General features: G+C 64.7%; 17 protein-coding genes. 5 read left to right on the forward strand and 12 right to left on the reverse strand.

Going from position 1 to position 19,327, the window contains the following annotated elements; translation table 11 throughout:
* Positions 1–14: 14 nt before the first annotated feature.
* Genes ACZYYX_RS11245 through ACZYYX_RS11265 form a run of 5 tightly spaced genes read right to left on the reverse strand, consistent with a single transcriptional unit; the run spans position 15 to position 5,532 of the window.
* Complete coding sequence (locus ACZYYX_RS11245) at positions 15–1,247, reverse strand: acyltransferase family protein (protein ID WP_463814475.1); 1,233 nt, start codon at positions 1,245–1,247, stop codon at positions 15–17.
* Positions 1,240–2,628 carry an O-antigen ligase family protein gene (locus ACZYYX_RS11250; protein ID WP_463814476.1) on the reverse strand — a complete coding sequence of 463 codons (1,389 nt, stop codon included), beginning with the start codon at positions 2,626–2,628 and terminating at the stop codon, positions 1,240–1,242. Before ACZYYX_RS11250 ends, ACZYYX_RS11245 begins: the two co-directional genes overlap by 8 nt.
* Positions 2,625–3,803, reverse strand: coding sequence for a lipopolysaccharide biosynthesis protein (locus tag ACZYYX_RS11255; RefSeq protein WP_463814477.1), 1,179 nt, complete (start codon positions 3,801–3,803; stop codon positions 2,625–2,627). The genes ACZYYX_RS11250 and ACZYYX_RS11255 overlap by 4 nt, the downstream gene beginning before the upstream one ends.
* Positions 3,800–4,942, reverse strand: coding sequence for a glycosyltransferase (locus tag ACZYYX_RS11260; protein ID WP_463814478.1), 1,143 nt, complete (start codon positions 4,940–4,942; stop codon positions 3,800–3,802). The genes ACZYYX_RS11255 and ACZYYX_RS11260 overlap by 4 nt, the downstream gene beginning before the upstream one ends.
* A gap of 44 nt (positions 4,943–4,986) precedes the next feature.
* Positions 4,987–5,532, reverse strand: a complete 546-nt coding sequence (locus tag ACZYYX_RS11265; protein ID WP_463814479.1) for an acyltransferase — start codon at positions 5,530–5,532, stop codon at positions 4,987–4,989.
* Positions 5,533–5,737: 205 nt separating this feature from the next.
* Between ACZYYX_RS11265 and ACZYYX_RS11270 the strand changes: the two genes are divergently transcribed.
* The 4 genes from ACZYYX_RS11270 to ACZYYX_RS11285 all read left to right on the forward strand — a co-directional run bounded on the left by ACZYYX_RS11270 (position 5,738) and on the right by ACZYYX_RS11285 (position 10,746).
* Positions 5,738–7,069, forward strand: coding sequence for a tyrosine-protein kinase domain-containing protein (locus ACZYYX_RS11270; RefSeq protein WP_463814480.1), 1,332 nt, complete (start codon positions 5,738–5,740; stop codon positions 7,067–7,069).
* 349 nt (positions 7,070–7,418) lie between these two features.
* A complete protein-coding gene (locus tag ACZYYX_RS11275) occupies positions 7,419–8,318 on the forward strand; it encodes a lipase family protein (RefSeq protein ID WP_463814481.1) in 900 nt (299 codons plus the stop codon).
* On the forward strand, positions 8,315–9,568 hold the full coding sequence (locus ACZYYX_RS11280; protein WP_463814482.1) for a lipase family protein: 1,254 nt from the start codon (positions 8,315–8,317) through the stop codon (positions 9,566–9,568). Before ACZYYX_RS11275 ends, ACZYYX_RS11280 begins: the two co-directional genes overlap by 4 nt.
* Positions 9,569–9,714: 146 nt before the next feature.
* Complete coding sequence (locus ACZYYX_RS11285) at positions 9,715–10,746, forward strand: lipase family protein (RefSeq protein ID WP_463814483.1); 1,032 nt, start codon at positions 9,715–9,717, stop codon at positions 10,744–10,746.
* Between the two features lie 35 nt (positions 10,747–10,781).
* On the opposite strand, the gene ACZYYX_RS11290 is transcribed toward ACZYYX_RS11285, so the two are convergent.
* A complete protein-coding gene (locus ACZYYX_RS11290) occupies positions 10,782–11,807 on the reverse strand; it encodes a GDP-mannose 4,6-dehydratase (RefSeq protein WP_463814484.1) in 1,026 nt (341 codons plus the stop codon).
* Positions 11,808–11,945: 138 nt separating this feature from the next.
* Here ACZYYX_RS11290 and ACZYYX_RS11295 point away from each other — a divergent pair, with 138 nt between their 5' ends.
* Entirely contained in the window at positions 11,946–13,049 is a 1,104-nt protein-coding gene (locus tag ACZYYX_RS11295) for a glycosyltransferase (protein WP_463814485.1), read from the forward strand.
* 35 nt (positions 13,050–13,084) lie between these two features.
* Here the strand turns inward: ACZYYX_RS11295 and ACZYYX_RS11300 are convergent, their stop codons facing one another.
* The 6 genes from ACZYYX_RS11300 to ACZYYX_RS11325 all read right to left on the reverse strand — a co-directional run bounded on the left by ACZYYX_RS11300 (position 13,085) and on the right by ACZYYX_RS11325 (position 19,323).
* Positions 13,085–14,119 (reverse strand): glycoside hydrolase 5 family protein, encoded by a 1,035-nt coding sequence (locus tag ACZYYX_RS11300; protein WP_463814486.1) that lies wholly within the window; start codon positions 14,117–14,119, stop codon positions 13,085–13,087.
* 76 nt (positions 14,120–14,195) lie between these two features.
* Positions 14,196–14,981 (reverse strand): biotin--[acetyl-CoA-carboxylase] ligase, encoded by a 786-nt coding sequence (locus ACZYYX_RS11305; protein WP_463814487.1) that lies wholly within the window; start codon positions 14,979–14,981, stop codon positions 14,196–14,198.
* A gap of 37 nt (positions 14,982–15,018) precedes the next feature.
* Positions 15,019–16,179, reverse strand: coding sequence for a hypothetical protein (locus ACZYYX_RS11310; protein WP_463814488.1), 1,161 nt, complete (start codon positions 16,177–16,179; stop codon positions 15,019–15,021).
* A gap of 425 nt (positions 16,180–16,604) precedes the next feature.
* Entirely contained in the window at positions 16,605–16,931 is a 327-nt protein-coding gene (locus ACZYYX_RS11315) for a hypothetical protein (protein ID WP_463814489.1), read from the reverse strand.
* 212 nt (positions 16,932–17,143) lie between these two features.
* A complete protein-coding gene (locus ACZYYX_RS11320; RefSeq protein WP_463814876.1) occupies positions 17,144–17,854 on the reverse strand; it encodes a TIGR03089 family protein in 711 nt (236 codons plus the stop codon).
* Positions 17,854–19,323, reverse strand: a complete 1,470-nt coding sequence (locus ACZYYX_RS11325; protein WP_463814490.1) for an LCP family protein — start codon at positions 19,321–19,323, stop codon at positions 17,854–17,856. Before ACZYYX_RS11325 ends, ACZYYX_RS11320 begins: the two co-directional genes overlap by 1 nt.
* Between the last annotated feature and the right edge of the window lie 4 nt (positions 19,324–19,327).

Genomic DNA, 19,327 nt, shown 5'->3' on the forward strand with positions numbered 1-19,327 from the left:
AGGACGAACCGGCGTCAGCGAACCAATCGGATGAAAGGCCTCTCTACGGAGATGTATGTGATAGCGGCAAGTAGCACCGTCGGTGTCGTCACAACGAGGAACGCGGCCACGGCTCCGAAGGTCGAATCGGGAATCGGCAACTGAAGCCGGGCAACCACGATGAGCACGGGGTAGTGCCAGAGGAATGCGGAAAACGACACCACACCGAACGCCCGGACTGGGCGCCAATCGAATCCCGTCGCAACGGGGGAGTGCTCCTTCCGCGCCTGCGGCACCACGATCAGGAGGATCACTGCAGCCGAAACCAGGGCAACAGGAGTTTCGACGAAACGGGAGCCCGTCGCGAGCAGAACCGCCGCGGCCAGCAAGCCCACGACCGCGCCGGCAGCGATGATCCCCTGCAGACGCAGCGTGGGCCAAGAGGTCAGCCATCCACTCAACATCGCGACGTAGACGACCGCGCAACACATTCCGATAGCGAAGACGTTGGCGAAGGCCAAGAAGCTACACGACAACACTGCTGTCCAGTTTTGCCCCCAATAGCTTGTCAGAGCATCACCCGGGTAGTAGGTGCGCTGCAGAACGACGAGCACAATCTGCGCGATGAGTCCGGTCGCGAACAGGACTGTGGCGGGCACCAGGGCTCCTCGCAGCGAGTTGCTCTTTCGCGCGGCGCGCGTGAACCACACATAGCCGACAACTGGTAGGAGAAGGTAAAAGACCCATTCCACGCTGAGAGTCCAACTCGGGTTGACGCCGGTCTGCAGTGTCGAGGGAAAAAACGTATGTGTCAGTGTGAGATTGGCGACCAGAGAAGGCAGATCTGTGATCATCCCCGCGCTGTTCGTGCGATTCGCCCACCCTGCGATGAAGGGATTCTCCCGATACACCGCCTGCATACCGAAGTTGGCAACCAGGAAGATTGCAATGTAGGCCGGAAAAATCCGGAGTACCCGACGCCGCAGATACCGAGATGCCTCCGGGACGGGGCGGTCAGACGCTGCGCGGCTCACGTAGGGCAGGTACAGCAGAAAGGCAGATAGGACGAAGAAGAAGGTGACGCCGTGGCCGAGGATCAAATCCAGGCGTGCGGCGGTCATGGTGCCCGGCGCAAAGTACACCAGTACGTGCGCCAGAATCACTGACAGGCAAGCGATTCCGCGGGCGCCGTCGAGGCCGACCAGGCGAGGGCTGGACCGAGCCGGCGACGGTGCGGGTGGCCTACCGATGCGGGCCTGATCAGACATGAAGAGGGCTCCTGTGGCGTCCCTCGACGTTGACGTCGCCTTCCGGTTTCACTGCGCGGCAGGTCACCGGATTCCGGATGAGGAATGCTATGAGAACACTCCAGACCATGGTCACTGGCGCGTGCGTGACCACCGGGAAGTCGAGTTGCAGGCCGACGACGGTGAATCCGACGAACAGTGCTCCGATCACCCCGGATTCCCAGGGCGTACGCCGCACATTGTGGTACGCGATAGCGATTCCCACGATCAGGACGGCCAAGAAGGCGATACCGACGAAGATGCCGCCGCGGTAGATCGCGAGCAGGGGACTGTTGGCCACGTGGTTGCTCTGATATGCCGCGGCGTCGGCGATGAATTCGCGCAGCCCCCAGCCCTTACCGAACCACCACGAGCCGGTCATGTTGCGCATGTACTCGGACATGCTCGCGGCGCGATCCAGAGAGCCCCGGTCCTTGAACGTCCCGGTGAATCGGTTGTAGATCAACGGCACTGCGAGTGCCGCGGCGATTCCGACGCCCATCGCCGAAGCGATGGCGACCCGTAGCCCGGACGACATCCGTTGGAACAGCAGCAGGAACACGATCGCCGCGATCACGGACAGCATGGCGGCCCGGCTCAGGGTGAACACCAGCGCGAAGAGGATCACCGGTGCGGTGATGATGCGGCTCCATCCGCGCAGGAGGGCAACCGACAGTGCCAAGGCCACCAGGAAGAAGATGCCGGCCGAGTTAGGTTCGACGTACGTTCCGGTTAGACGGGTGAAGCCGCCCGTGTCACTGATATCGGTGATTCCGATGACTCGGAGCCTGGCGAAGATCACGCCGGCAGGATCGAGGAACCGCATGATGAGCGCCAGGGAGGCGCCCGCGGATGCGCCCCATGCGAACACTTTTCCGAAAGTCCGGATGTCGTCGCGACTCATTCGCATCAACGCGAACACCACCGATGTGGCGAGCAGCCACTTGACGAACTCCGTCACGTCACGCACCGACGCCGCCGTCATGACGAGCGATCCCATCGAGGCGACCACCAGGACGGCGACGCTCAATTCCATGGGCGACGTGCGAGTCCGCGCAATCGGGTGGGTGAGCAGAGCACACCACATGGCGAACGCGAGCACGAGGATCACCGGCGTACCCAAGCCGGGAATCGTCGCCGCAGGAGCACTGCCGAGAACGAAGGCCAGCGTGACGTAGATCCATCGCTGATGCAAGATCACGACCGCCGCTCCCACAACCGCAAGGATCACACCGATGCCGAGCCGTTCGAGTCGTTGCTCGCCGGAACCGACCAGCACCGCGACGCAGGAGAGGATCACCGCAGCCACAGCGAGCACCGCCACGGACAAGGCGTATCCGCGCAGGCGAACGTGACTGATCATGCTGACCGCCCCTCGTGTTCAACCAAAGGCAGCTCAGCGCTGATTCGCCGGTAGATCTGCCGGTAGTAGTACGACGTCAAGGCGAGGTCGCAGATCACCGCAGTCGCTGCGGCCCCATAGGCGCCCCACCACATCACCATCGGGAAAAGGACGGCGACTTTTGCTATCGCCGCGATCCCGGTCGCCCGGACGCGCAAGACGTCTCGGTGTTGTGTGAACAACACAACGATGAAGCTGTACTGAACGGTCCTGGCCGCCACCCACAGGGACATCATCGTGATCAACGAGCCGACTTCCCGCGGACCGCCCCACGCGAGAACCCCGACACCGATGCCGGCCATCACGCATCCCGTGAGTGCGCCGGCCCTGAAGACGTCGGCACGACGCGGAGCAGCGTGCAGAGCGCCGCGCGATGCGCGCAGATCTTGAACGAAGGTCGTCGCATAGTGCTGGCCGGCAGTTGACAATGCGATGGCCGTGACAAGTGCCACCGAGTAGTAACCGGTGACCGTCTCCCCGACGAACATGCCGAGGATCAGCAGATCACCCTGACCGTAAATCGCTGCCGCGACGGCCTCGATCGACAGGATCGACGTCTCGCGGGCGTCTCCAGGACGTGCCGGTCGGCGCCCGGGAATGTAGGTCAGACATGCGCATAGGACGACGGCATACGGACTGACGTAGAGCGCGGCCGCGGCACCAAGATGCGGTCCGGAGCTCACGATGAGGTATCCACCGGCGAGAGCAATACTGCTCAACTGGCGAGCGGCGTCGAACCGCATGGCGATGTCGGGCCGTCCCGATCGCATGTACTGGCTTTTGAAGGTGTTGAACAGCTGCTCACCCGCGCACACGAGAATGGCGAACCCGGCCATGGCGGACTCTGCGAAAACGATTGCGCCGAGGACTGCAGTGGTGATGGCGAAAAGTGTTCGGGCGCAACGCTCTTGCTGGAATCGATCGTCATCGATCCGCAAAGAGCGAACGAGAAAGGCATTGTCCACCGCGGCATTGATGATGGCTGCCGCAGCGATGGCGATCGCGTATCTGCCATAGTCGCCGATACCCAGACGGGAGATGATCAGGGCAGTCCAGCCGAGGCCGAGTGCGCGACCTCCGTAGTTCCACGACGTGGCGATCGCTGCTCGGACGAGATGGTTCTGCGCGAATCTCATGGCGCTCGCTGGGGGACCGAGCGAGCCCACGCCCGCAACAGAGGGGCTGCACAATTCGCGGCGGTTCGATCCGACTTCAGCCAATTCACCTCGTCGGCGAGCGACGTCAGAGCCTGAGAGTCCCGTAACAGAGTGTTGGCCTGCTCGGCCAGCCCCCCGATACCTCCGTCCACGCCGATTGCTCCACCTTCGGAGACGATCTCGGGTAGGGCACCCTCCAGAGAACAGATGACCGGCGTGCCGTACGCGAAGGCACGGGAAACCGTGCTCGATGCCGCGTACACGGGCCCGTAGAGGGTGTTCTTCGCGTAAGGCACTATGAGGCATCTGATCCGGGAGAAGAAGTCATCTTCGCTCGCGTCGTTGACCTCGCCCAAGACAGTGATGCCCGGCTCGCCTGCGAGCGATGCCGTGCCGCGGCCGGCGACCACGATGTCGATGTCGTCGTCCAGCGCGGCGCGTAACTCTGCGAGTTTGTCGAAACCCTTGGCTTTGTAGAGATAGCCGAAAAGTCCCACTGCAAGAGGGCGGTCCGTGGGTAGGGGGAGCGACGGGCGTGGGGGGATCAAAATCCTGGACGCCAGCACCTCGGCGCGCGGCATCGCGCGAGCTGTCTCGCGCGCACCGATGGAGCTGAGCGTCATGACGACGCGTCCGGCTGTCATCCTGCGCTGCAGAAAATTCGACGCTGGTCGCATCGGCAGGTGCACGCCGTGGTGCACGAGCCGGCGCCGCAGCATCGACTCCGTGGCGAACGGCCACCACACGGGATACGGAGGATCGTGAATGGTCGCAGTAACAGGAACGGAGGTCGGGAGCATCGCCCCCCAGAAGGGGACCAATGAGGCGCCCGATTGCTCGAAGTGCACGACCGTCGGGCCCTCCGCAACGCACTCGCGGACGAGGGTCCGTAGTCGACGCGTCTCGCATCGGACGTCGCTGAGCGTTCGATTTCGCGATGGCGGCACCCAATATTGCGTCAGCTTCCTGACGTGTGGTGCGATGGCTGCCGCGAAGTCGACGGAGTAGTCGCCGACGCCGCTCGAGCCCGCTTCCGGCGCGACATAGAGGACGTGAATGTTCTCGAGCGCGACGGCATCGGTATCCGTCCCGTCACGAACGAATTGCGCGGTTGCCATCCTTGTGGCCGGTCCAGTCCCACTCATGAGTCACGTTCCTGCGCTCAGTAGAGAAGTGGTCGCCACTTCGGCCTGTACTGCAGTGATGAGTTGCGCTTCCCGCGCAGCCTGGCCGGTACCCCGGCCACCAGGGCCATGTCATCGACATCGGAATTGACAAGCGAGCACGCGCCTACGACGGCGCCGACGCCGACGGTGACGTCCTGCAGAATCGTGGACCGGCTGGCTATCCACGCGTGGTGCTTGATGTGGACAGGGCCCATGTCGATGCCGAAGTCGTCGCTGTCCACGATGTGCTTGGCCGTGATGATCTGAACGTCCGAAGCGAGCACGCAATCGTCGTCGATGTCGAGGCCACCGCGGGCATCGAGAAGAACACGGAACCCGATGGAACAGCAATCGCCGATGCGTAAACGGCCGAGCCCCAGAACAGTGCTTCCGCCCAGAATTGAGGTATCCCGGCCAATCTTTGCCCCACTCAGCCGCAGCACAGATTGCCGCAAGAAATGCGATGGGATATGAGTGACGACGTTGTTGTAGATGCGCTCGCCGAGCTTTTCCCGGAGCCTACCCCGATAAGGCTCTGCCACATTGACCTCCCTGGGGTGAACCTGATCAAGACAGGCTTCCGAACTGGGTAAAGGCCGCGGCGGAGCACGCTCCGAAGCGCGACGTTCGGATATTACCCAGGCTGGCCGGATTGGTTTGCGAGTTTGCCACACAAGTTGGGGGTGCAGCGTTTATCGTCGGCGTGGACCTCAGCGGAATCACGTGGCAGGGGGGGGCTCGGAACCCATGGATTTGCGCACTTATCTCGCCATTCTGCGGCGTAGATGGTTGATCTTGGTTGGGGCAATTGTGCTCGGCGTCGGGAGCGCCGTTGCGGTCTCGGCCGTGACGCAGCCACAGTACGAAGCGTCGGCTCAGCTTTTCGTCACTGCGACGGGAGGCTCGTCTGTCGTCGAGGCCTACCAGGGCAATCTCTTCGGCCAGCAGCGCGCGGAGGACTATGCGAAGTTGGCGGCGGGTCGGCAGGTCGCGCAGCGCACGATCGACACGCTGCAACTCGACATGGATCCCGACGCGCTGATGTCGACAGTCCGTGCTGAACGCGTTCCCGGGGACACGGTTCTGATCGCGATCCGGGTGAGAAATCCGAACCCCGACATGGCGCGCGATCTCGCGAACGGCGTCGCACAGCAGACCACCCAACTGGTTGAGCAACTCGAAACCTCGCCGCGCGGTGGGATTCCCGCCGCGACCACGGTGCTCGTCGACCAGGCAGTCGCCCCGTCCAGTCCCATCACGCCGAACTGGACGCGCAACATCCTGTTCGGTCTGATCGGCGGTGCGTTGATCGGCGTCGTGGCGGCCATCACGCGGGATCGCATGGATCGGACCGTGATTTCTGCCGTAGGCGCGGCGTCGGCGATCGACGCACGTGCGCTCGGCTCGGTGCCACCTCGTCCCTCGCGTGCCCCCGCTGTGCCCCGTGCAGCGGAGGAGCCCGCGACTGTCGACGCGTTCCGGGCCATGCGCACCAACGTGCTTGCGGCTGGCCTCGGCGACGGTGACATGTCACACGGGTTGGTTGTCGCCGAGCCCACTCGCGGCGCCGCCGCCAGCACCGTTGCTCTCGGTTTGTCTGCCGCGCTGGCGCAGTCAGGGCGATCGGTGTGTCTGGTCGACTGCGATCTGCAGGCGCGCCGCGTCACGCAGGCGCTCGGCTTCGACTCGGCTGAGGGGGTGACGGAAATACTCTCAGGCAAAGCGACCATCGATGAGAAGCTTGCGGCGGGCCGGCAAGAGCGCCTGACGGTTTTGCCGGCCGGCCAACCGCCCGCCGCGTCGACAGGGGAGCTGTTCGGCCGCCCTGAATTCGCCGAACTGGTCAAGCATTTGACTTCGACCTTCAATTTCGTACTCATCGACGCTCCACCGATACTGGCCTCCAGTGACACCGGCGTGATCTCATCGGCGACGCGAGGCGTACTGCTGGTGGCCCGCTCACACGTCACCAGGACGCAGGAACTGACCGACGCCGCGACGAAGCTTCGTATGGGCGGAAGTGAGCCGTTCGGGGTGGTGACGGTCAACCAGAAGCGCCCGTCCTATGGCAACGGCTGAGCGCTGGCGCCGGGCGTCGGCATCGCTGGCGTTGCTTGCCGTCTGCACCAGTTGCATGGCACCGCCCCCGGCGCCGCCCCATCTGCCGGTCAACGTGACCACTACCTTCCCGCAACGCCCGCCTCCGCCGCCGAGTGCGGCACAGGGATATCCGAAGCTCGGTGGTCAAGAACCCGGTTCGCTCATCAGCGCTGCGGTTTTCGACACCATCGATCCCAACATCACAGCCACAGGTGCTACGGCCTGGCGCATTCGCTACCTGTCCACCGCCGCCGAATCCGAACCGCCGGTCGCGGTCACCGGCGTGGTCATCGTGCCCGGCGGCGTTGCACCGTCAGACGGTTGGCGAATGATCGCCTACGACCATTCCAATACCGGGATCACGCCAAGCTGCGGGCCGTCAGCATACGAGGACCTCGCCAATCAGTGGGGGCCGGTGACCACGCTCCTGCAATATGGTTTCGCGGTCGTGATGACTGACTACGAGGGCTTGGGCAGCCCCGGTAGTCATCGTTTCCTCGATTCAGCAGCATTGGGCCGCAACGTGATCGACGCAGTCCGTGCGGCCCGCGATCTGCGTCCGGACATCGGTGTGCGCTGGGTGACGGTGGGAACTGGACTCGGTGGACTAGCGGCGTGGGCGGCGAACGAGCAAGCCGGTTCCTACGCCGCGGGGACGGACCTTGTGGGCGCCGTCGCTCGAATGCCGTGGACGAATCTTTCTGCGCTGCCAGCCAAAGCCGGCCAACGGAGTCTCACCCCCGACCAGCGGGCGGTCTATTTCCAGACAGTCATGTCCATGCAAGCCGCCCCTTGGAACCTCGATCCGTCTCGCTACCTGCGTGGACCTGTCTACGACAACCGAGCACAGCTGTTGAGTTGCAAAGGCGCTCCTTCCCCCGAAGGCTCACCAGCTTTGGCTCAAGCGGATCCCGCCGATATGACTCCCGCCGACCCCGATGCAGAGCGGGCGATGACCGACTTCCTTGCCGCGATGGCCGTTCCGCAGAAGCCCACAGCGGCACCGATGCTCGTGGTGTATGCCACTGCTGACCCCGTGATCGATCAGGCGACGGTCGAGGAGGCGATCAACCGTGGCTGCGCCCTCGGCGACACGATCGAGTGGTATGAGCGGACGAGAAGCGCCGATGAGGACCTGGACATGATCACGACGCTGATGTGGGCCAGGGGGAGGTTTGACGGGAAGGCCCCGGTGAATCTGTGCACCACGATGCCGAAGCAACCGTGAGGTCCCTCCGCATCGGCGCCCAGCGACGGCCGGCGTCCCTCATCGTCCTGTGGGCCGTGCTCGCAGTTGTCATGGCGTCGTGCGCCGCCGATCCAGCGGCGGGCCGGCCTGCGGAAATTCGTACCCCTGAAAGCCATTTCGCTGCGGATCCGGCTACTGCCGAGCCGGGCACGCTCCTGGAGTCGTCACCGGATCCGACGGTGGACGTCCGGATCAATCGCGCACATGCATCGGCGACCCGCATCGTCTACCGGTCGACCGACGGAGTGACCGGCGAGCCGACCACCGTCACCGGAATGGTGTTCACCCCGCTAGCGGACCCACCCCCGCAGGGCTGGTTGATGATCGCCTTCGGGCATCCGGTGGCGGGTCTGGCGTCCGATTGCAGCCCGTCCCGACACTCCGACCTGCTCGGTAACGGCTCCACCGTCGAGTCGCTGCTGCAGCAGGGCTATCTCGTGGTGATGCCGGACTATCAGCGATCGGGTCTCGCGGGCATGCCCTATCTGATCCCGAAGACCCTGGGATACAACATGATCGACGGTGTTCGGGCAGCTCGTCAGCTGGAGCCGGGCGCGGGTGACCGCTGGGCCGCCTACGGGCAGAGGGAAGGCGGCGAGGCCGCGTGGGCTGCAGCAGAATTGGCGCCGTCGTATGGACAGAGTCTGACCCTTGTCGCCGCGGCAGCCCTGAATCCGACGGCGGATGTGTCAGCTCTTCCCTTCGTTGCGCTCGACGGCAACCTGACGTCTGGGCAGGTGTTGATGATGCTCTACGCAGTCAATGCCCTGTCCGCGCGGAGTCCTGACGTACGACTCGACGACTATGTCCACGGTTACACCCGGCGATCGAACGACGTCCTGCTCGCGTGCGGAGATCCACACCGCCGCGCGCTGGCCGGCAGCGGGATATCCCCCGGGGATCTGCGTCCGGTCGACGAAGCCGCGGCGCAGCACATGTCGCAATTGATGGGTGCCGGGGCCCTGGACGGTGACCTCGGAGTGGCTCAGGCGCCCGTTCTGGTGATGGTCGGTGCCCAGGACAGCACAGTCCTGCCGGGGTGGACGGCGACGACGGTACAAGGTGCCTGCGCCCGAGGGGAGCGGATCACCTACCTCTCGAGGCTGGCGGAAGGCCACGACGACCTCCAGCAACGTCCTGCGTTGGCGTGGCTCGCGAATCAGTTCAAGGGAATTGCCGTGGACCAGTTCGGGGGGCCGTCGGAAGGCGCGCAATGCAACATCTCCTGACCCCCCGCTGGCTCGGCACTTTGATGGCGGTCCTCAGCCTGTTGATCGGTTGTGCGACATCCGCCTCGGAAGCCCCCGCCCCTCCTCGAGTCCGCGGAGCGGAGCTGGGCGGCACAGAACCTGGTTCGCTACTCAAGGCCACTGTGATGACCGATATCGATCGTTCGGTGCCACTCGGCACCACAGCAGTGCGGGTTCTCTACCGGTCGACATCCGCAATCGACGGTTCCGCGACAGTGGTGTCCGGCGCTGTCTTCATACCGCCAGGGCGACCTCCCCGCGGTGGCTGGCCGGTCGTCGCGGTCGCTCACGGTACATCCGGGTTCGACCCGGAATGCGGCCCGTCGCTCTCCCCGACGCTCATGGGAGGGATCGGCGGCGTCACCAAGTGGCTGCGGCTGGGTTTCGCCGTTGCCGCCACTGACTATCAGGGTCTTGGCGCGCCTGGCGTTCACCCCTATCTCGATGCGAGAACCGCGGGTTTCAACGTCATCGACTCGGTACGGGCACTGCGTCGCGTATCGCGTGACATCGCCGGACGATGGGCCGCGATCGGGGGTTCGCAGGGTGGGGCGGCGGTGTGGGCAGCCAACGAACAGGCTGCCACCTACGCACCCGAGCTGTATCTCGTCGGGACGGTGAGCATGGTGCCGACCGCCGATCAGTCTGGCCTCGCAGACGCGGCGGCGGACGGCACGCTGACAAACGAGCAGAAGGCCATGTACATCGCGATTCTGCGGGGATTGCAGCGGACCCGGCCAACGTTTCCCCTCGACGAGTACCGGCGCGGTGTGGTCGAGCGAAAGTGGGACGTCCTGAATGCATGTGCCGGACCCCTGACCGAGGAACGGGCCGTCCTCCTCAACGATGGCGACGTTTCGACCGGCGACCTCTCGCCGGTGACACCCGAAGCCCGACAACGCTTGAAAGACATACTCGCGCAGATGGCTCTACCGCAGAGGCGCGCATCGGCGCCGATGTTGGTGCTCTACGCCGGCAGAGACGAATACATCCCCACTGAAGCAACCAGACAGGCGCTGGCACGGGCGTGCGCACTCGGTGACCAGATCGAAGTGGTGTTCCAACCCGACAAAAGTCACGGCGACGTCGACGCCGCAAATTCCGTCGAGTGGATCGGTCAGCGCTTCTCGAATATTCCGGCGACCACCAGTTGCTGATCTCCACGAAGTCGGCGATAGGCCGTCGCTTTGTGTCAGCCGACGGAAGGAGCGGGTTGAGCGCCGAGACCGCTGCGCTCCTCGATGACATCGTGCTGGACCATACGTTTGACCAAACCGGGGAAATCGACCTCCCGCCGCCACTGGAGCGTAGTTTCCGCTTTCACCGGATTACCGAGAATTACGTCGACCTCAGCCGGCCGGACCAAATGTGAACTCTGCCGCACATAAGGCCTCCAGTCGTCGATTCCGACCTCCTGGAACGCCTGCTTGACAAAGTCTTCGATGGAGTGGGCCTCGCCGGTGGCCAGGACGAAATCATCCGGCTCATCATGCTGCAGCATCTGCCACATTCCCCGCACGTAGTCACCCGCGTATCCCCAGTCTCGCTTGGGGTACAGGCTGCCGAGCTCGACGTGGCTCTGCTGACCGAGGTGAATCCGCGCCACGGCATTGGTGATCTTCCTCGTCACGAACTCCACGCCACGGCGCTCGCCCTCGTGGTTGAACAGGATGCCGCACGAGACGAAGAGCCCGTAGCTCTCTCGGTAGTTCTTTGCGATCCAATGTCCGTACAGCTTTGCCACCCCGTACGGACTGCGGGGGTGAAACAACGAGTCTTCGTCGTACCCCTTAATCGGTCGGTTGTAATCCAATCCGCCGTACATCTCCGAGGTGGACGCCTGGTAGAACCGGCAGCGGTCAGAGCGCCGTGTCAGACGGATCGCTTCAAGGCAGTTCAAAACGCCACGGGCAGTCGTCTCGAGAGTAAGCATCGGGTTCTTGAACGAGTAGCCGACGTGGCTGACGGCGGCGAGGTTGTAGAACTCGTCCGGGTCGGCCTCGTCGACAGCTTGGATCACCGCAACAGGATCGTGCAGATCGGCCTCGATCAGGTTCAGGTAGGGGAACTCCTCGAGCAATCGAGCTTTCTTATAACTGCTTTGCCCGCGGATGATGCCGAAGACCTCGTATCCCTTTTCGTGCAATAGCGGAGCCAGATGACCACCATCTTGTCCAGTGATCCCCGTGATGAGCGCCGACTTCGCGTGGACGACCATTCAGTACTCCTACAATACTTATGTATCGCAACTGGATTGCGCGCTGCCGAGTCAGAGTAACCCCCGATGAATCAAGATCGTCAGACTTTCGAAACGAATTCCTGCATCGATGGCATCTGGGTTCGCTAGTGTCCCCCCATGCCCCAGGTGAAGGTAGCCATCGCGCATGACTACCTGACCCAGAGAGGTGGGGCGGAGCGAGTCGTGCTCGCGATGGCGCGGGCGTTTCCTGGCGCGCCGATATACACCACCCTCTATGACCCGGAAGGCACGTTTCCAGAATTTAGGGAACTTGACGTCCGAACCGGTGGGCTCAACCGGTTCGCAGTGTTCCGTAAGTACCACAGGCTGGCCTTTCCGCTACTCGCTTGGGCGGTAGGGGCGATGTGCATCGATGCGGAGATCACCATCGTCAGCAGCAGTGGGTGGGCGCACGGCATTCCTGTCACCGGAGCCAAGATCGTCTATTGTTATTCGCCGGCGCGGTGGCTTTATCAGACGGAGAAGTATCTCGGAAAAGAACAGTTTGGGCTGAAAGCTCTCATACTTTTGCTATTAGCTCCATTCCTTAGGCGTTGGGACAGGAAAAAGGCGCTGACAGCGAACAAGTATTATGCGATATCGACAGAGGTGCGACAGCGAATTCAGCAGGTTTATGGTATCGATGCCGAAGTTCTTCCTGCTCCCCATTCATTCGACACCGAGGCGTCGATGGAAAACGTCGATGTGACCTCCCTTGGCGCAGACTGCGGAGAATTCCATCTGTGCATTTCTCGTCTGCTGCCGTACAAGAACATCGACGCGGTGATAGAAGCCTTCAATCTGCTCGGATCACCTTTGGTGGTCGTCGGGTCGGGGCCCGAAGAGCGGCGTTTGACGGCGCTTGCAGGCCCCTCTGTACGCATGATCAAAGATCTCACCGACAGCGAAATCCGCTGGTTGTACGCGAACTGCGTCGCCGTCGTCTCCGCCAGTTTCGAGGATTACGGGCTGACGCCGCTCGAGGCAGCCACTTACGGGAAGCCGTCGATTGTGTTGAGGTGGGGCGGCTTTCTCGACACCGTCAATGAATACGAGACGGGGGTCTATTTCGACGAGCCGAGCCCTGAATTGATCCGCGATGCGGTTCTGAACAGCCGGGCTGTCGACTGGGATGCGGACGTGATCAAAAAGGTCGCTGACCGTTTCACCGAGCACTACTTCGCCACTCGCCTAATGGAGAACTTGTCCCCCCGGAGTTGAACCCGTACGGAGGCAACGCCGTACGGCCAGGACAGTCAGCGAGCGAGAATCGTCGCCGTGAACTTCTGCTGCCAATCGGATGTCAACAGTGCGCCGAAGTTCTTTTCACGATCTGTGGTGTCGGCCGTGTCGATGTCTCGAATGCCGTAGATGAAGGCCGGGCCACCGTAGGAAGTGTTCGCAGCAGCGGCCAGTACCGCGGCGATCTGTTCAGCCTGCGCCTGTTGGGTGACGCCGCCGGAAGCCGGATCATTTGTCGGGGCCCCCAACTCGGTGAACCAGATAGGCTTCCCGCCGTCGCCATGCGCCGTCATCACGTCGTGCATACGGCCGACATCCGACCAGCCGTTCTCCGGGTCCGCCGCGATTCCGCCCGGAAACACGTAGGGATGCGCGGCCGCCGCGTCGAAATAGCCCTGTACTCCCGCGGCGTACATCTCCTCGAGGAACGCCGGTGGCGCCCCGGGGCCCAGCGACCGGCTCAGGCCCGCCGCCACGACGGTGCTGTTCGGTTGGATCGCTTTGATAGCGGGATATGTGGCTTTCAGCAGCGCTGCGTACATGCCACCGTCAGCCGGGTTAAGGCCGGTGAACTGAGAGAGGTTCGGCTCGTTCCAGATCTCCCATCGGGAGATGCGGTCTCGATACCTGCCGACAACCACGGCGGCGAATGAGGCAAAGCTGGCGGGATCGGTGGGGTAGGCGGTGAAGAAAGACCCCGGCGGCCGAGCCCACGGGGCCGAGTACGCAATCAAGCCCAGGAGCGAGAGCTTGTGCCGCTGTGCCGCGGCGACGATGGCGTCGAGCTTGGCGAAGTCGAAGTTACCCTTGGTCGGTTCGACGTGATCCCAGTTGATGAGTATTCGAAGCCAGGACGCCCCGGTTCGGGCTATGGCGTCGAACTCGCGGTCGATCTCAGTCGGCGTGCTGAATTCCCATGCAGATCCCGTGCTGAAGCCGAAGCCGGCCGACGGGAGGGCAGCGGGCAGGGCGGGCGCGACGGGAGCCGAGGCGAGAACAACGAGGGCCACCAGGCAGGTAGCCAACCACCGCGCCCCGCCGCTACGCATAGTGCACACTAGCGCGGCGAATGATGGCGCCAACGCAATCTCGACCAGGTCGAATCCACGCCGCAGTTGCCGTTAGTCAGTCGGCGATCCGCAGATGCGTGATGTCGCCCGCCGACACCGTGACGAGCTCACCGTCGCGATCGATGATCAAGCGTCCGCCGTCGTCGACAGCCGTTGCGACACCTATGATTTCGTCGTCACCGGGCAGCAGAGCGCGCACCCGGGTGCCGATCGTTGAGCTCACTCCGCGATAGTCGGCAGCCAGCGTGGCATCGGAAGCTCGCCACTGCTCGATCCGCTCGCTGAGAGTGTGCAAGAGCGCGGCCGCGAGCTCGGTGCGGTCGACGTCGGCACCGAGCATCGTCATCGACACGGCATTGGGGTCGGGCACATCGCTCGCGTCGAAGCTCACGTTGAGCCCGACACCCACCACGACGACGGGAGCCGCCACCTCGGCGAGGATGCCGGCCAATTTTCCGCTGCCGACCAGAACGTCGTTGGGCCACTTCACCGTCGCGTCCACGCCATGAGATTGCACGGTCGTCGCGACGGCGAGGCCGGTCAGCAGCGGCAGCCAGCCCCAGCTCTCCGGCGCGACGCCTGTGGTGTCGACGCCGACGGACATCGAGATCTGGGTGCGCGGGGGAGCCGACCATCGCCGCCCGTGCCGGCCGCGCCCGGCCGACTGATGCTCGGCCAGTAGCACCGCCCCGCCGATGTCCTCGCCGTCGGCAGCACGAGCGACCAGGTCGGCGTTCGTCGATCCCGTGTCCTCGACGACGTCGACGCGGCGCCACCCCGTTCCGTCGAGCGCGGCGTGCAGGACTTCGCGATTCAGAGCAACGCGTTCAGGTGACGGCATTGATCGAGGCTATCGGCCCCCTGTCAGCGCTCGACGACTAGTCGCTTCGACCCTGACCCCGCTGGCCCGGGGTACCCGGTTGGCCCTCGGTCCCGGCAGTCCCGACCTCGCCGTGGGCCCCGGAGTCGCCGTGCTGCCGGCCGAATCCGCTTGCGCCTCCAGCGCCTCCCACGCCGCCGGTGCCGAAGGCACCGCCGTCGCCGCCTTGTCCTTCTTGGCCTGGCTCACCGGCGAGGCCGTCGCTCAATGCGTCGGCACCGTTGCCGCCGTTGCCGCCATTTCCGCCGCGGTCTCCGTTTCCGCCGTCGCCGCCGTCACCTCCCGCGCCGCCTGCGCCGCCGCGGCCACCGAAGGCGCCCCCGCGCCCACCAGCTCCTCCGGCGCCGCCGTTCGTCCCGTCTGTGCCGCTCGCGCCCTTGCCGCCGTCTCCGCCTCGGCCGCCGTCACCGCCTCGGCCCTGGAAACCCTCGCCAGTGGCAGGGAACTCCTGAGTAGCGAGCGCGAACCCGCCATTGCCGCCGTTGCCGCCGTCGGCGCCTGTTCCGCCGTTACCGCCACGGCCGCCGCCACCGCCGATAGCTTCCTCACCGCCGACTGAGCCGAAGCTGTAGGCATCGCCACCGTTTCCACCGTCGCCGCCCCGGCCACCTGCTGCTCCGTTGCCACCATTGCCGCCGTTGCCCCCAGTAGCGACGCCTCCCGGAGGCGTCAGCGTCGGAACACCGTTCACGTTGGAGACGCCGCTGAGCGCCGTTTGTCCCTTGCCGCCGCCGCCGCCACTCTGGCCTTCGGCGGTCGCATCGTCGCCGATGCCGCCGCTCAGGCCGGTTTGGTTGCCACTTCCGAGAAGATCGCCATACGACGTCCCGGGATCCGCCTGGCTGCCGTCCACCGTCGGGTTGTCGCCGTCGTGGCCGTCCTCGCCGTCGGCGCCATTGCCACCGTCACCGCCCGCGCCGAAGAACAAGCCGCCACGCCCGCCTCCGCCTCCGTCCTGACCGGGCGCCGTACCGTCACCGCCGCGTCCACCAGAACCGAAAAAGTAAGCGTCGCCGCCCTTTCCGCCATTCGCGGCGTCGCCGCCACTGCCGAAGAACAAGCCGCCGTTTCCGCCGTTGCATTCCGCGCCGACACAGTCTGCCGGTGCATCGAGACCAGGTCCGAACAAGCCGAGGATCGGCCCGTTGTATGTCCGCACCGCAGCCGGTCGAGCGTTAAGTGGAGTGTCGCTGCCGCACGGAACTCGCCAGTCCGCACAGGCGCCCGCGGAGTTCTGGTCAGCTGCCTGAGGTGTCGCCAGGGCAATAGCTGCCGAGCCCCCCAACAGCAGACCGCCGGCGACCACAGCGGCTCCGCTGACCTGAACGCACACCCGTGCTGAAACTCGATTCCCCCGGTACATCCCGCCCCCAGATTGTGTTGTGCCCGCCCGCGCCATCCATAGGCTGCTGACAGGCGTTCCCCCGGGGCGCGACCCCCGGCCCCGTCCGGAGTATGGCAGTCGACGCTGCACGTCTCGAACGTTTTGGGTCAACTGCTTTGCTGGCCGCGAGTGGCGGAACGACCCCCCAGGAACGCAAAAACGACCCGCGAATGACGGGTCGTTTCGCTCGACGTACTGAACTACTTCGCTGCTGCGTCCGAGTGTTCGATGGCTTCGAACTGCAGGGCCGCCCACGCATGCTCCGTGGTCGCCCGGTTGAGATGCCCGAAGCCGATCACGAAGGCGACCATCGCGGCGAGCGCCCACAGGTTCCCGAACACCCATTCCCAGGTGGTTGCGGTGGGTGCCGACTCGAGCCAGTACGCGGCGATCGCGACCAGCGCATACCCGCAGAACACGAAGAACCGGCCGTCAGCGCTGGCCAACCAGCCGGCGTGCCGGCGGTTGCGGAGGTGCCACAGCGTAAGCGCCATGAGGACTGCCAGTGCGGTGATGGTTGTGTCCATCGGCGCCGTCCTTTGCCAGATCTGCCGCTGTCGGTCGTTGATCAGTGTGCGCGATCAACCTGTGAACAGCATGTGGTTACGGGAACATTAAGGTCACAGTAACGATTCTGTCAATTATGTCGGGTTCGAAGCCGCTTTCGGTAACAGTGGCTTCCGACTTCGCCAGAACGGCACGTCCGTGTCACAAAAGGATCTCGACGTGGTTTCAGCGCTCAGCCGCGCGTGATCTTCTCCGTAGCTCGCCGACGCTCCAGCGCGGAGGCGTCCGGATGCGCGACATAGACGAGGGACGCACCCACCGCATAGGGCGCGACCAGATGAGCAACCACATCGTCGGCGGTGTCCCAGGGTGCGCTGGACAGCACCCGATCGTCGGCGCCCAAGCCGTGCGCGTCGGCAGCGGCACGAGCCGCGGCGAGAACGTCATCGCCTGAGCGGCCATCCAACGCCGGACCCGGGTTCCGCTCCGCGACGATCTGGTCACCGTGCACCCGCACAGCCGTCGCGTAATCGGTCACTCCCACAGGGAGATTCGCCGCCGGGCGGCCGAACGGGTCCAAGGACAGCACCGCGACCTCGCCACCGCTGACCGCGGCGTCGGCGTCATCGAGCCGGCCCTCGGCGCACAGCGCGAGGTCGGCGTCACCGTCGCCGAGGACGGCCTCCGCGCCGATCCACCAGATGCCGAGCAGCACCGCCGCCGTCTGCCAGTGAGCCGGCAGCAACACCGCCACCCGGCTGCCCGGGCCGGCCCCCATCTCATCGCGCAGCAGGTTGGCGGTCTTGGCCGCCCAGTTCGCCAATGTCACCGTCGAACATTCGATGCGCTCGCCGGTCGCGTCGTCGTAATAGGTGATACGCGGCCCGGCCGGATTGCGTGCCAGCAGCGGATCGAGAATCGCCGAGGAGAGGTTGATCGCCATCAGTTGACGCACTGCGGGTCGTTCGACCCCGCCGTGATGATCGGCGACGCGGTCGGCAGTGCCTCTCCGCCGCCAGACGCGTTGGCCACCGGGGCCGACAGCGTGACGTCCGTGCCGTCCAGACCCGAACCGGGACCGGTGTAGTCAGCCGCCAGCACCACCCGCACCGCACCCTGGGGCACCGACGCGTCCTCGATGACCGGCAGGCCACCCAGCTGCGTGGCCACCTCCTGGGCGCCCCTGTCGTCGCTCGAGGCTGCCTGGACCTGGCTGTTGGTGACCTTGGTTCCCTCGTTGTTGCCGACGTTGCCGGCGACGAAGCCCTTACCCGTCAACACCTGCGACACCGCCGCGGCCAAGCCGTTCACATCGCTGTCGTTGATCACGTCGACCGTGGTCTTGTCAGGGCTGTAGGCGAGCTCGTCGGTCTTTCCCTCCTCCTGGTCGTGCAGGAGGCTGCTCACCCACTCCTTCACCTCAGGGGGGTTCACCCGCACCACCGACTGCATGCCGTCGTCGCTCCAGCCGGCCTCTTCGACGATCGGGATCGTGGCGAACGCGATGTTGCCGCCCGAGAGCTTGCTCAGCTGGTCGGCGAAATCCATGATGCTCCAGCCGTCAGAGAGGACGACGGAGCGCTGCACCGCGTCCTCGAGCCGGTTCAGCGTGGCGGGGCTCGACAGCGTCTTGCTCGAGATCACCTCATGCGCCAACGACGCCATGAACGCCTGCTGGCGGGTCACCCGGTCCAGATCCCCGCGCGGCAGGTCATGGCGCTGCCGCACGAAACTCAGCGCCTGCGGGCCGCTCAGCTTCTGCCACCCGGCGGGGAAGTCGGCGCCCGAAAGAGGTTCGTAGACAGCATTTTTGAGGCAGACGTTGACCCCGCCCAAGGCATCGGTGATCAATGCGAAGCCCAGCAGGCCGACCTCGGCGTAGTGATCGACCGTCACGCCGGTGAGATTGGCGACCGTCTTGATCAGCTCCTCGCGGCCCGCCTCGGTCGCCTCTTTCTCCGCGACCTTCGGGTCCTCGCCCTCCTGCTCGACGAGCTGCTTCATCTTCTCCAGATGCACCGAGCCGTAGACGCCGTTGATCTTCATCTTCCCGATGCCCGGCGCCTCGACGTAGGAGTCGCGGGGAATCGAGATCGCCGTCGCCGAGCGCCCGTTGTTCGGGATGCGGATCAAGATGATCGTGTCGGTGTTGGTGGACACGTCGTCACCGGCGCGCAGCGTGGCCAGCTCCTCGGCGCTCAGCGGATTGCCGTGCGCATCGGTGCGGCTGTCCATGCCGACCAGCAGGATGTCGATCGCGCCGTCCTCGCCGCCCTCGCCGAGCGCGACCGGGCTGACGTGGTTGATGCCCGACTCGAAGGACCGGATCTTGCCCCACGCGACGCCGGTGCCGACGACGATTGCCAACGTCACGATGACGGAGATGACACGGGTCATCTGAGCTGCAGGCATCCGC

Source organism: Mycobacterium sp. IDUB_1 (genome assembly GCF_055419625.1).